This window comes from Haloferax marisrubri, assembly GCF_001469875.2.
Classification (GTDB): domain Archaea; phylum Halobacteriota; class Halobacteria; order Halobacteriales; family Haloferacaceae; genus Haloferax; species Haloferax marisrubri.
Map to the genome: position 1 here is coordinate 346,953 of NZ_LOPW02000018.1, position 12,217 is coordinate 359,169.

The following is a 12,217-nucleotide window of genomic DNA, read 5'->3' on the forward strand; positions in this document are numbered from 1 at the left end:
TGAACAGTTCCCCGTTCAATCGCTCGAACTCTCAGCTTGCCGCGTCGACAAGTAGCTGACGAGACTGATGCTCTCAGGGTCTTCATTTTCGTCGTCCACCCCGTACCGTTCCGTGAGGAGAACGGGGTAACGCTGTTCAAACTCCATCGTAAGGCCGACGATACAGAATCCGACGACAATAGCGATGGGAAGTCCCACAAGGACGACGAGGTCCTTCAGTGCAGCCAGTCCACCCATGATGATGAGCAACGACGTCAGGAACCCGACGAGCACACCCCATGCGACTCGGTTCGCAGTCGGCGGATTCGAGTCACCACCCGTGGTGAACATCGCGAGACTGAGCGTCGTCGAGTCGACTGTCGTGATGAGGAAGGTGAGCACCAACAGCAGGTAGAGCGCCGAAAACAATTTCCCAAACGGCATCAGTTGTTCGAAAAGCGGGAATCCAGCGACTTCGATGCCGTATTGCGAGACGACACCGAGAATGTCTGCTCGGCCGGTGTTCTGTGCCCACAGCGACGATCCTCCCATGATAACAAACCACGGGAAAGAAGCCGCACTCGTCCCGACGAGCCCTGCAAAGACAATCTGCCGAATCGTGTGACCACGACAAATCCGGGCGATGAAGATGCCAATCATCGGTGCGAACGAGAACCACCACGCCCAGTAGAAGATGGTCCATGCACCGACCCACTCAGTCCCGTTACTCACGTTGGTGTAGAGGCTCATCTCGATGAACTGAGTAACATAGCCACCGAAAGCCTCACCACCGAGGTTGAGTAGGAATGCAGTCGGGCCGAAGATGAATGCCACGACTAACAGCCCTGCGAACAGGTACATATTGAATGACGAGATCCGTCGGATACCTTTCTTGACGCCGAGCGCCGCCGAAATCGTGAATCCGACTGTCAGTCCGACTGTAATGAGGATAGTGCCAAGATTCCCGAACTCGATACCCCAGTTGTACGAGAGGCCGGTCATGAACTGCGTGACGACGAACCCGAGGGAGACGGCGACGCCGCCGACACTCACCACGACCATCCCAATGTCGAGGAACTTCACCCAGTTTTCGTCTAGGTTGCTGACGCCGATGAACGGAGCGAAGATAGTCGACGGTTTGATTGGTGCGTCATGTCGGTGGACGTAGTACGCAATCGTGACGCCGACAGTAAGGTAGGCCGCCCACGGAGAGATTCCCCAGTGAAGCATGGTGTACTGGACTGCGCCAGGGATGATCCCAGCACTCTCTGCACCTGCCGAGAGGAGCGGTGGTCCAGAGGAGTAATGGAAGAGCGCCTCGGCGGGCCCGTAGAAGACGAGGCCAGTCGACAGTCCCGCAGAGAACAACATCGCGAAGAACTGGAAGAACGTGAACTCAGGGTCGTCGTCGGGGTTACCGAGTTTGATCTTCCCCCACGGACCGACCAGTAGCCACAGGCAGAACGCGACGGCGAGGAACATCGACCAGAGATACAGCCACCCGAGTTCCTTCCAGAGGAACGTGTTGGCGGTAGTGAGCATCTCTGCAGTCGTATCCGGGCGGATTGCGATGGCACCGATTGCGACGATAGTCAACAGGGCACCCACACCGAAGACGATACCGTCTGTTTCCTCACGGAATGCACCGAACAGTGAGTGGTTTTCACTCGACATTAGAGATACACCACCACAGTACCGTGTTCGACTTCCACGTCGTACGTCTCGACTGGTGGCTCAGAGCCTTCGAGGTGAGCACCGCAGTCCCCACAACTGCTGCCACCGGAAGCCATCTTAGTGTCTTCGGCCTCTTCGACAGTCGCTTCGAAGGTCTTTGCCTTCACGCGGTGGGGGTTAAACACGGACTCACCAGTTGTCACGTCGAACTCCCACCCGTGCCACGGGCAGGTGACGATTTGGCCGTCACGTTCCCAGTTGTATTCACCTGGCGTATCCGACGTGTTAGTTCCTGTCAGCTTACCCTCACAGAGTGGTGCTCGCTGGTGTGGGCAGTCGTTCTTCATCGCGTAGTACTCGCCACCGACGTTGAAGACGCCGACGGAGAACCCTCCAAGGTTCTCGATACGGCGCTCACCGGGAGTAAGTTCCGTCGTTGGGCAAATTTCAAATCGTTTCTCTGACATTTTTAGTTGAGATCTGTTGGGTCAGCTGGAAGGTCCCAGAGTTCCATCGCGTTCTCGTACATGACCGCACGCTCCATCTCGTCTTCCATCGGCGGGAGTCCCCACATGGGGTCGTCGCCATCCCAGTGTGGATAGTCACTGGCGAAGATGAGTATCTCGTCTGCGTGCATCATGTCGAGAATCTGATTGTGTTGCTCGGGTTCTTCTGGTTCCTCAATGGGTTGGCTCGCGAACCAGACGTTTTTTCGAATGTAGTGACTCGGTTTCTTTTCGAGCCACGGAACCTGTGAGCGGAGGCCTTTCCAGTTCTTGTCCAGACGCCACATGAAGTGGGGGAGCCAGCCGTAACCACCCTCGATAAGTGCTAAGCGGAGGTCTGGATACTCGACGAACACGCCTTCGGTGACCATGCTCGTGAGTTGACCCATGTAGTACGTCCCGAGGAGTGTGTGCCACTCGATGTACGAATTAGGGTGACCAGCTCCGGTCGGCGGGTTGCTCGTCCCGTGGCCTTCGGAGAATGGATGAATGGCGATTGCGAGGTTCATCTCCTCAGCCGCCTCGTAGAGGGGCCAGTACTGTGGTCGCCCGTAGGGAACCTCAGCCCCACCGGGAAGCATGACCTGGCGTATCTGCGGGTGCGATCCATACTCACGAATCAGCTCGGCCCCTTTTTTTGGAGCCTTCGGGGCGATGTACATCGACCCGAGGAACCGTTCGTCGACCGAGAGGCACTCATCGATCAACCACTCGTTGTACGCCCGTGCCAACTCGTTCGCGTAGTCACGATTAGGGAGTGCACCGAGGTTGAACCAGGAGTTCCCGGTGAACATCCCGTAGTCGATATCGTGTTTGTCGAGGTGGTCCTCAACGATTTTCTGGGTGTCCGAGCCAGGTTTTCCACCACCTTCAGAGACTTCGTCTTGTTTCAGGAATCCCCCAGGGTTACGGTAGAGCAGTTCTGGCGCGACGATTCCGTCGTCTTTGTAGCGTTCGGGAAGATACTGGACGATTGCTTTGTCGTCAGCCCACCGCTGGTGGATATCTGCATCGAGCAACATCATCTCTGTACTGTGGCCCGGGTTGACGGTCTGGACCTGGTTATCTTCTACCATAGTTCGTCCCCAGTGTTACATGGTTTATTATATAAATCTTAATGTCTTATCAAAATCGAGTACCGACAGAACAAGGCCATTAACCGAAGAATTCGTCCGATTAGAGGTTACGAACAGGACGATCTTATTTAAAAAAAACCGTCCAGTAATTCGCATATACCGAATCAGTACAGAGGTGGATACGAGGCGTCTGTAGTTCCCAATAAGCCGCGAAAGTGGCTCGTCTATATTCACAATATCTCTCGTCCCACGACCACGTGATAAACCATGGACAAGAAGATTCGACAATTCCGAATCTATTTGTGATGGTACAACATGGATTCAGTCATGACCGACGATGCAAACAGGCCGGTGAAAGCCTTGTTGACGATGGATGAAGTCGTTAATGTGCTGGACAACGCTGGAAGAATGGGTGTGACAGAAATCGCAGAGCGCCTCGACCGCCCGCAGAGTGTCGTCCACGACTACTTGAGCACGCTGACACAATTAGGGTACGTCGTCAGGACGAACGGGAAATACGAGCTCGGACTCCACTATCTCGAACTCGGGGGGCGGGTCCGCGACCGTATTCCACTGTACCAGGTGGCCCGGCCTGAGGTCCAACGACTCGCCGAGGAGTCGAGTAGTGAAAGTGTCACACTCTGTGTCGAAGAAAGAGGGATGTGTGTGGCCCTTGACGTCGTCCAGAGTAACGAGAGTATTACCTACGATTGGAGTCCCGGCTCGTACTTTCACATGCATCTTTCGGGCGCTGGCAAGGCGATGCTCGCAAGTTATCCCGAACAGCGAGTCGAATCGATTCTCGACAATCACGGCCTCCCAGCGCGCACGGAAAAGACCATCACCGAGAGAGCTGAACTGTACGAAGAACTCGAAGAAGTCCGAGAACGTGGTGTCAGTTTCGAACGCGGAGAGTACAATACTGGGATGCATACTATCTCCGCACCCATCCTCGACGAAGAAGGAAAAGTCCTCGGTGGGTTGAGCGTCTCCGGCCCGGCACATCGGATGAACGAACCTGACGTCGAAGCAGAACTCGAAGACAAACTGCTTTCGTCGGTCAACATCATCGAACTGAACTACAACGCCCGGTGAGCGAACCTCCACTCGTACACGCTATATGTTGTGGGTACCAATATATTGCAACCAGAACCCGATTATGCTGATCACATGTCAGTATACTTTGTCGAACCGGCGGTCTTCTCTGATATGTCCTCGGAGATGCGCATCGCGCAAGAGGAATCTTCGGGCCGGCTATCGGTGTCATTCCTGTGAATTCCTACGACGGGGCGGTTACCATTACAAGCGATGCGAAATACGGACTCTGGGCAAGCATCGTTACGGAGATCCCCAGCGAGGCACCTCAGTTCGTTGACGGCGTCGAAGCTGGAGTCATCAAGGTCAACGAGAAGACTGCCGGCCTCGACTTCTTCACGACGTCGAAGACAGTATACCCCAACTACTGAGCAGAGCCCCGCCCGTCTTTTTGCCACTCTGTTTCTCATTGCTAACTACGTCACTAGGTAGTTCCGTTCTACACGACGGTGCTTTTAGAGACCGTTCTACGTGCACGAACGATTCAATTTTTGCCGGTTTACTCGATATCGGGCACAGGACATTACAAAAATACAATTGTAATATTTGTTTCCAGAAAGCAGCATACGAAGAGTAGTTTTCGAACCGCACAATCGAAATTAAGATAGCTATACGTAGAGGGCGTTCGATACTGTCGAACGGCTTGTCAATTAGGAAACGCTCCATGACATCCGCAGATACAATATACATATGACCGACAAAGAAGCCGTGAACTGGTCTCGGTTAGATTGCTTGTCTGAGGGCGAACACAGTCGTTCCCAATCGGGGGTACGAACTAGTGTCTCAGAACACGACGCATCTAATTTCGTGATGCGAAACAATAAAGTCCTTCGTGAAACTAGAGGTGGTATATGCCACACAAAGCTAAGAATCCCATCAACTCCGATTTGACGTTGCTCAAAATCCTGAACGGACTGGAAGAACTGGGCGGAGGACGCATCCAAGACATCGTCAACAAGACAGGAATCACGAAAAGTACGGTCCACAACCACCTCAGTACGCTCCGTCAGCAGGGGTTCATCGTTAAGGACGGAGACCAGTACTACCTGGGGCTACGGTTCCTCAGGCTAGGGGAGGTCGCACGAAACCGCGGGCCGCTGTTCTCGTTCGGTCGCCCGGAAGCGGACAAAGTCGCCAACGAGACGGGAGAACTAACCAACTTATCGACCGTAGAACACGCCCGAGGTGTCTATCTCTACCGGACTCAGAGCGAGCAGGAAGTGCGGTTTTCGACGGCCGCCGGCGAGTACCACGACCTCCACTGCTCCGCGACGGGAAAGGCGATACTTGCCTTCTCGCCGGAGTCGGTATTAGATAAATTCGAGGACATCCACGGTCTGACGAGATACACCGAGAACACCATCACGAACCGTGAGGAGTTCGAAGAAAGTCTCGAAACCGTTCGCGAACGCCAACTCGCGTTAGACCTTGAAGAGTACGAGAAGGGACTTCGGTGTGTCGCCTCCCCGATTCTCGACAAGGACGACCGCGCGCTCGGCGCAATCAGCGTCTCCGGGCCGGCGATGAAATTCACCGGAGAGTACTATCGTGAAACGCTCGCAGAAGCCGTTAAAAGCGCTGCAAACGTCATCAGTCTCAACATCACGCGGAGCGAGGAAACCTACTAATCATCCAGGAACGAGCTGTTTCGTGTGGCAAAACGTTTTGAAGTGCCTCTAGAATTCTGTCTGAGGAGAACATTTATAACTATTGTATCTAACATTGGAGTCGTATGGCTGACCAAAGCAAACGACTCGCCGAACGTAGTGAGCAAGCCAGGTCAAACCCCCTCGCAGACCAGCTCAAGGAAGTGCCGGTCATCGACATGGACGTTCACACGTCCTTCAGAAACGAGGAAATCCAACGAGACCTACTGAAACATCTCGACGATCCGTACAAGCGAGAAATTGAGTACTACCTGCAGCCGGGAACGTCCTCGTACGACGGGATGTACCCGACGGACAACTACAACCGCGACCTGAGCGGGAAACTCCCGACGGAACTGATGCAGGTCACGGATCCAAAAGAGGACATCGACGACGTGCTGTCGAGGGAGTTCCACGTCGACTACCCCATCGTCAACATGCTGCCGGAACTCAACATGGTCCGGCAGACCGACAAGGCGGTAGCACTCAACGAGGCAGCCAACAAGGTGCTCGTCGAGCGGTTCCTCGACGGACACGACAACTTCTACGGCCTGGCGTCGGTCGTCCCACACGACCCGGCGGCCGCCGCCGAGGAAATCGACCGCTTCGCCAGCGAGGACCAAATCTGCGGCGTGTTCCTGAACTCGACGGGGACGAAGACGCCACTCGGCGACGAGAAGTACGACCCAATCTACCGCGCGGCGGAGGACAACGACCTCCCCGTCGTCTTCCACGGGGCAGCGGCTCCGGGACTCGCCCTCGATTTCCCCACGCTCCAACACGAACTGCAGACGTACATGGCGAACCACGCGCTCGCACACGTCTACTCGCAGTTCCTGACGCTGACGAGCCTCTTCGAGAACGGGACGCCGGCGAAGTTCCCCGGTGTCGACTTCGTGTTCCAGGAGGCGGGCATCGCGTGGCTCTCGCTCATCTTCCGTCTGAACCGGGAGTACAAGCAGCGCCGGAGCGAGGTTCCGCTGCTGGAGAAGACACCGGAAGAGTACGTTCGTGACCAGTTCTACTTCGCTACGCAGCCGCTCGACGAGCCGAACGACCCGGTCATGATGAAACAACTCGTGGAGATGTGGGGCGGCGACGTGCTCATGTTCGCGACGGACCACCCCCACTTCGACATCGACAACACGGAAGCGCTGCTGAAATACCTCGGCAACTTCTCCGAGGAGGACCGTAACAAGGTGTTGTACGGAAACTCGGCAGAAGTCTTCGACATCGACGTCTCATGAGCCAGAACGCACAAAATCTTCCGCTCGACGACGACGAACACGTCGTCGCGCGGTCCGACGAACTCACCGACGGCGAACGCGTCATCGCGCTCCTGAACGGAAAGGAAATCGGCGTGTTCAACATTGACGGCGAGCTGTACGCCTACCCGAACTGGTGTGCTCACCAGGGCGGTCCCCTCTGTGAGGGGATGGTGAGCGGGACCGTCGAGGCGGAACACGACCGAGACACCCTCACGACCGAACTCGAGTGGTGTCGAGAGGGAGAGATTCTCAGCTGCCCGTGGCACGGCTGGGAGTTCGACGCCACGACCGGCGACTGCCTCGTCGACGACGGCTGTAAACTCCGGTCCATTCCCGTTCGCAACGAATCCGGCTACGTTGTCGTCACGCTGTAGTCGCCATTTGAGAACCACACCGCACCACGTACCACAACAACCCACACCAACCCAAACTGATGATCAACCAATCCTCCTCAGAGAGAGAACGAGAAGTCGACAAAGAACTGCTCGCCAAATACGAAGGCCTGTACACGCCGGCGGTGGCGGACGTGATGCACGAGTACGGCTACGAAGAGCAGACGCTCGACCCCGAAATCACACCGCTCGACGACGACATGACTGTCGTTGGGAGCGCCTTCCCCATCGTCGGGCGACCGAACCGAAGCGTCAACGCCGACGAGGTCCTCAGGCGCTTCCTCGAGATGCACGAGGACGTCCCCAAAGACGGCGTCATGATCTACGACACCAACGACACGAACTCGGCCCATCTCGGCGAGCTTGAGGTAACCTCGCTCCAACCGTCGGGCGTGGCCGGTGCCGTCATCGACGGCGGCGTCCGCGACACGAGCGTCATCCGAGAGCGCGGCTTCCCCGTGTTCAACCGGTACACTACTCCCGTGGACTGCATCTTCCGCTGGGAGCTGCTCGACTGGGGCACCGACGCGGTCGTCGGCGGGGTCGAAGTCTCGCCGGGAGACATCGTCGTCGGCGACGGCGACGGCGTCGTCGTCGTTCCCCAGGAAATCGCCGAGGACGTCGCCGAGGACGCCCATGAGATGGCGTCGTCCGAGGACGCCGTCCGTGCCGCCCTCGAAGACGGCGTCGAGGCGTTCGACGCCTACGAGGAACACGAGACGTTCTAGGCGTTTCGAGACGACAGCGGAGCGTCCCATAACAACCTGCGAAGGACGACGACGCCGCGACACCCAAATGGGTGAGCACGGAGCAGCACGCTAGTTAATCGCTCGGAAAGACGGGAGTGCGTCGGGAGCTAGTCCGTTCCCGCGAGACCGGATTCCGAGGTCACTCGGCGGCTGCTCCGATCCGCTGGACGGGGGCGAGAGAGGGCGGTCATGTTACTTAGATGCGATCTGTGAATGTCCGTGCGCACATTGTCTAAGACGCGTAGCGTTCGCCCAGTTTGGGCGGCAAAAACTGTCTGAGGATAAATTATAAATATCCCCAACCCAGTTCATCAGGATGAATCATGCACAACAGTAGGAGAGCGTTCCTTCAGTCAGCGGGAGCAATCGGTATCGCGAGCATGGCGGGCTGTTCCAGTATCGTAGATGGCGGCGGCAGCGGCGACAGCATCACCATCGGTTCGAAGCAGTTCGCGGAACAGGAGATTCTCGGGCACATGGCAATTGCCGCACTCCGGGAGAACACCGACCTGACGGTCAACGACGAGACGGGACTCGGCGGCACCTCCCAGTGCTTCAACGCGCTCAAGAACGACGAAATCGACTGCTACTGGACGTACACCGGGACGCTCTGGCATCAGATCCTCGGGGAGTCGAACGTCATTCCCGACGGCGAGAAAATATACACCGAGTCGAAAAGCGCCGCCGAAGACGAGTGGGGACTGACGCTGACCGAACCCACGGGGGCTGACGCGTCGTGGACTATCGTCTCCCGACCCGACTGGGCAGAAGAACACGGTATCCAAACGATCAGCGACTTCGCCTCGTACGTCAACGACGGGAACACCGACATGACGTTCGTGTCCTACACGGAGTACGCAGAGCGGGAGGACGGTTTGCCTGCCCTCATCGACGACTACGGCATCGAGCAGTCCGCGTGGGACGAGGTGAAACTTCGGAAGGTCGGATACGGCGGCCTGAACTACCAGATTCTCAGCGACGGCCAGGCCGTCGCGACCTCTGGCTGGCAGACGCAGCCACAGATATACAAGTACGACCTGCGCATCCTCGACGACGACAAGGGGCACTTCTCGAAGTACTGGATCGTCCCGATGATCCAGCAGGCTGCTGTCGAGGAGAATCCTGTCGTCAAGAAGACGCTCAACGAGGTGGCACCGAGCGTCACGACCGAGAAAATGCAACAGATGGCGCTCGAAGCTAGTGAGGAAGACAGAGACCCAGCGAGCATCGCTCGCGACCACCTGAGCTCCGAAGGTCTCATCTGACATGCAACCGACGACATCCCTCGAAGCGGCTCTCACCGCCCTCACGACGGTGACATTGAACTCCACGCTTGGATCGTACCAGTCGTTTGTCTCCCGGTACGCCGGCGACTTGCTCGTGTTGACGCTGGAGCACATCGATATCATCGCGATTTCGATGTTGCTCGCGATACCAATCGGTATCTCTCTCGGCGTCCTGATAACGTTCAACGACACCGCGGCCACAGTCGTTCTCTGGCTCGCCGGCGTCGCCATGACCGTCCCGAGTATCGCGCTGTTCGGACTGCTCATTCCCGTCTTCGGAATCGGGGAACCGCCAGTCATCGTCTCGCTGGTGCTGTACTCGCAACTACCACTCGTCAGGAACACCTATGTCGGGCTCAACGGCGTCGACGACGCAGTCATCCAGTCCGGTCGGGGGCTCGGTATGACTCGAATAGAGCGCCTTCGACAGATACAGGTTCCGATGGCGCTCCCAGTTATCATGACTGGGCTGCGGAACGCCGTCGTTATCATCATCGGCGTCGCCGCCATCGGGGCGTTCGTCGGGGCCGGTGGATTGGGAGATTTCATCTTCCAAGGCATCCGCGAGCGCAACATCCCGATGATCGTCGTCACGACCGTCGTGCTCGTGGTGCTGACGCTGGCGTTCGATTACTGCTTCGCGGTCAGCGAGCAGTTGTTCAGACTTCGTAACGGAGAGCAGATAGACAAAGCACGACCGACCCGCGCGATTTGGAGGATACTCTCATGAGTCAACACGCAATCGAGTTCGAAAACGTTCGCAAAGAGTACGGGCAGACGGTGGCGCTCGACGGTGTGAGTTTCAGCGTCGAAGCGGGGACGACGACCGTCCTCGTCGGGCCCTCTGGCTGTGGTAAGACGACCACGATGAAACTCGTCAACCGCCTCGAAGACCCGACCGACGGAACGGTCCGGTTCGAGGGCGAAGACGTACAGAACGTCGAGAAGACGAGTCTTCGGCGAAGCATTGGCTACGTCATCCAGGACATCGGCCTGTTCGACCACATGACCGTCGCGGAGAACGTGGGAACGGTCCCGCGACTGAAAGACTGGGACGAAGACCGCATCGAGAGCCGAGTCGACGAGCTCCTAGCGCTCATGGATCTCCCGCCGGACCAGTACCGGGAGAACTACCCGCGCGAACTGTCCGGCGGCCAGCGGCAGCGCGTCGGCGTCGCCCGCGCCCTCGCCGCGGACCCGGATCTGATGCTCATGGACGAGCCGTTCGGGGCGCTCGACCCCATCACCCGCGACAACCTCCAAGACGAGTTCCTCGAGATTCAAGAACAGATCAACACCACGATTCTGTTCGTCACCCACGACATCGACGAGGCGCTGAAGATGGGGGACAAAATCGCAATTTACGACGTGGGCGAAGTCGTCCAGTACGACACGCCCGAGAACATCCTCGAGAACCCGGCGAACGAGTTCGTCGAGGACTTCATCGGGTCGAACCGCGGCCTGAAGAAGCTGCAGGTGCTGCCGGTCGAAGACGTCATGGACACGGACGACTCGCTCGTCGGAACGTCCGTGTCCGAACTGCCCCGAGGCGGGTCGGAACCCGAGTCGGCCGCGGCGGACGGTGCGGGAGCACCGCCGCACGTCGCCCCTGGTCAGAGCGCCGAGACGGCGCTGTCAGTGCTGCTTGAATCCGAGTGCGATGACCTCCCGGTCGTCCGAGACGGCAGCGTCGTCGGGACAGTGAACCTCGAACACCTCCACCACAGTAAGTCGCAGCGGGGGGAACTCGCGCATGAGTAACCTGCTCGTCGAGGCGACGAACTACCTGCTCAGCAACTTCGACACGTTCGTCGACCTGCTTCGCGAGCATCTCATCTTGGTGCTCGTCGCGCAGGTCGGTGCGATACTCGTCGCGGTGACGGCAGGTATCCTCGCGACGCGAAACGAGCGAACGAAGACGTGGGTTCTCTCGTCGGGGAACATCTCCCAGACGGTCCCACCGCTGGCCGTCATCGCGCTCGTCTTCCCGTTCGTCGGTATCGGCTTCAATTCGGCGTTGCTCGCGATGTGGGTGTACGCGCTGTTACCCATCATCACGAACACCATCGCCGGCATCGAAGACGTCGACGAGGGAACCATCCGAGCGGCGAAAGGGATGGGGATGACGGACTCGGAAATCCTCCGTCAGATCCAACTGCCGTTGGCCGTCCCGGTCATCTTCGCGGGAATCAGGACCAGTACCGTGATGAACGTCGGGACTGCGTACCTCGCTATCTTCATCGGTGCTGGGGGACTCGGCGACTGGGTCGTCACTGGTATCCAACTGTTCAACACGCCGCAGATTCTCGCCGGTGCGATTCCGGGCGCGGTGTTGGCGATTTCGCTCGACACCATTCTCGGCGTCGCCGAGCGGAATCTCGACACGCAGACCACGCAGAGCGGTGGTGCGGTCGCAGAGGCCTGAGGCGACCCCAATCGAACCGGTCCCCGATACTGCCGCCAGTTGTAGACGCTCTTACTCGCGTCGCCCGAGCCACACCAGCGGTATCGCTGCGAGTCCGAAGCCGACGAGTAGGCTCGCGAAC

At 57.8% G+C, this 12,217-nt stretch carries 12 protein-coding genes and 1 pseudogene; 10 read left to right on the plus strand and 3 right to left on the minus strand.

What is annotated here, in order from left to right; all coding sequences use genetic code 11:
• Positions 1–15: 15 nt before the first annotated feature.
• Genes AUR65_RS16600 through AUR65_RS16610 form a run of 3 tightly spaced genes read right to left on the minus strand, consistent with a single transcriptional unit; the run spans position 16 to position 3,235 of the window.
• Positions 16–1,653, minus strand: coding sequence for a BCCT family transporter (locus AUR65_RS16600; RefSeq protein WP_058567924.1), 1,638 nt, complete (start codon positions 1,651–1,653; stop codon positions 16–18).
• On the minus strand, positions 1,653–2,120 hold the full coding sequence (locus AUR65_RS16605; protein ID WP_058567925.1) for a Rieske (2Fe-2S) protein: 468 nt from the start codon (positions 2,118–2,120) through the stop codon (positions 1,653–1,655). Before AUR65_RS16605 ends, AUR65_RS16600 begins: the two co-directional genes overlap by 1 nt.
• Positions 2,121–2,122: 2 nt before the next feature.
• Positions 2,123–3,235, minus strand: a complete 1,113-nt coding sequence (locus tag AUR65_RS16610; protein ID WP_084816495.1) for an amidohydrolase family protein — start codon at positions 3,233–3,235, stop codon at positions 2,123–2,125.
• A gap of 327 nt (positions 3,236–3,562) precedes the next feature.
• Here AUR65_RS16610 and AUR65_RS16615 point away from each other — a divergent pair, with 327 nt between their 5' ends.
• The 10 genes and pseudogenes from AUR65_RS16615 to AUR65_RS16660 all read left to right on the plus strand — a co-directional run bounded on the left by AUR65_RS16615 (position 3,563) and on the right by AUR65_RS16660 (position 12,096).
• Positions 3,563–4,330, plus strand: coding sequence for an IclR family transcriptional regulator (locus AUR65_RS16615; protein WP_158250851.1), 768 nt, complete (start codon positions 3,563–3,565; stop codon positions 4,328–4,330).
• 84 nt (positions 4,331–4,414) lie between these two features.
• Positions 4,415–4,701 (plus strand): annotated as a pseudogene (locus tag AUR65_RS16620) (aldehyde dehydrogenase family protein); the annotation flags it as partial.
• 480 nt (positions 4,702–5,181) lie between these two features.
• A complete protein-coding gene (locus AUR65_RS16625) occupies positions 5,182–5,958 on the plus strand; it encodes an IclR family transcriptional regulator (protein WP_084816497.1) in 777 nt (258 codons plus the stop codon).
• Between the two features lie 104 nt (positions 5,959–6,062).
• A complete protein-coding gene (locus AUR65_RS16630) occupies positions 6,063–7,223 on the plus strand; it encodes an amidohydrolase family protein (RefSeq protein ID WP_084816498.1) in 1,161 nt (386 codons plus the stop codon).
• Positions 7,220–7,618, plus strand: a complete 399-nt coding sequence (locus tag AUR65_RS16635; RefSeq protein WP_042662997.1) for a Rieske (2Fe-2S) protein — start codon at positions 7,220–7,222, stop codon at positions 7,616–7,618. The genes AUR65_RS16630 and AUR65_RS16635 overlap by 4 nt, the downstream gene beginning before the upstream one ends.
• Positions 7,619–7,677: 59 nt before the next feature.
• Positions 7,678–8,364: an RraA family protein gene (locus AUR65_RS16640; RefSeq protein ID WP_058567930.1), complete on the plus strand. Its 687-nt coding sequence runs from the start codon at positions 7,678–7,680 to the stop codon at positions 8,362–8,364.
• 344 nt (positions 8,365–8,708) lie between these two features.
• Entirely contained in the window at positions 8,709–9,650 is a 942-nt protein-coding gene (locus tag AUR65_RS16645) for a glycine betaine ABC transporter substrate-binding protein (protein ID WP_084816499.1), read from the plus strand.
• Position 9,651: 1 nt separating this feature from the next.
• Entirely contained in the window at positions 9,652–10,401 is a 750-nt protein-coding gene (locus tag AUR65_RS16650) for an ABC transporter permease (protein ID WP_058567932.1), read from the plus strand.
• Positions 10,398–11,432 (plus strand): ABC transporter ATP-binding protein, encoded by a 1,035-nt coding sequence (locus AUR65_RS16655; RefSeq protein ID WP_058567933.1) that lies wholly within the window; start codon positions 10,398–10,400, stop codon positions 11,430–11,432. The genes AUR65_RS16650 and AUR65_RS16655 overlap by 4 nt, the downstream gene beginning before the upstream one ends.
• The gene (locus tag AUR65_RS16660) at positions 11,425–12,096 is read left to right on the plus strand and encodes an ABC transporter permease (protein ID WP_042663002.1); all 672 of its coding nucleotides are present in this window, start codon (positions 11,425–11,427) and stop codon (positions 12,094–12,096) included. The genes AUR65_RS16655 and AUR65_RS16660 overlap by 8 nt, the downstream gene beginning before the upstream one ends.
• Positions 12,097–12,217 lie beyond the last annotated feature (121 nt).

What these genes read in the sequence shown, in the direction of transcription:
- AUR65_RS16655 (WP_058567933.1), top strand. Translation starts at nt 10,398, where the DNA reads ATGAGTCAACACGCAATCGAGTTCGAAAACGTTCGCAAAGAGTACGGG.
- AUR65_RS16635 (WP_042662997.1), top strand. Translation starts at nt 7,220, where the DNA reads ATGAGCCAGAACGCACAAAATCTTCCGCTCGACGACGACGAACACGTC.
- AUR65_RS16645 (WP_084816499.1), top strand. Translation starts at nt 8,709, where the DNA reads ATGCACAACAGTAGGAGAGCGTTCCTTCAGTCAGCGGGAGCAATCGGT.
- AUR65_RS16650 (WP_058567932.1), top strand. Translation starts at nt 9,652, where the DNA reads ATGCAACCGACGACATCCCTCGAAGCGGCTCTCACCGCCCTCACGACG.
- AUR65_RS16630 (WP_084816498.1), top strand. Translation starts at nt 6,063, where the DNA reads ATGGCTGACCAAAGCAAACGACTCGCCGAACGTAGTGAGCAAGCCAGG.
- AUR65_RS16610 (WP_084816495.1), bottom strand. Translation starts at nt 3,235, where the DNA reads ATGGTAGAAGATAACCAGGTCCAGACCGTCAACCCGGGCCACAGTACA.
- AUR65_RS16605 (WP_058567925.1), bottom strand. Translation starts at nt 2,120, where the DNA reads ATGTCAGAGAAACGATTTGAAATTTGCCCAACGACGGAACTTACTCCC.
- AUR65_RS16660 (WP_042663002.1), top strand. Translation starts at nt 11,425, where the DNA reads ATGAGTAACCTGCTCGTCGAGGCGACGAACTACCTGCTCAGCAACTTC.
- AUR65_RS16600 (WP_058567924.1), bottom strand. Translation starts at nt 1,653, where the DNA reads ATGTCGAGTGAAAACCACTCACTGTTCGGTGCATTCCGTGAGGAAACA.
- AUR65_RS16615 (WP_158250851.1), top strand. Translation starts at nt 3,563, where the DNA reads ATGACCGACGATGCAAACAGGCCGGTGAAAGCCTTGTTGACGATGGAT.
- AUR65_RS16625 (WP_084816497.1), top strand. Translation starts at nt 5,182, where the DNA reads ATGCCACACAAAGCTAAGAATCCCATCAACTCCGATTTGACGTTGCTC.
- AUR65_RS16640 (WP_058567930.1), top strand. Translation starts at nt 7,678, where the DNA reads ATGATCAACCAATCCTCCTCAGAGAGAGAACGAGAAGTCGACAAAGAA.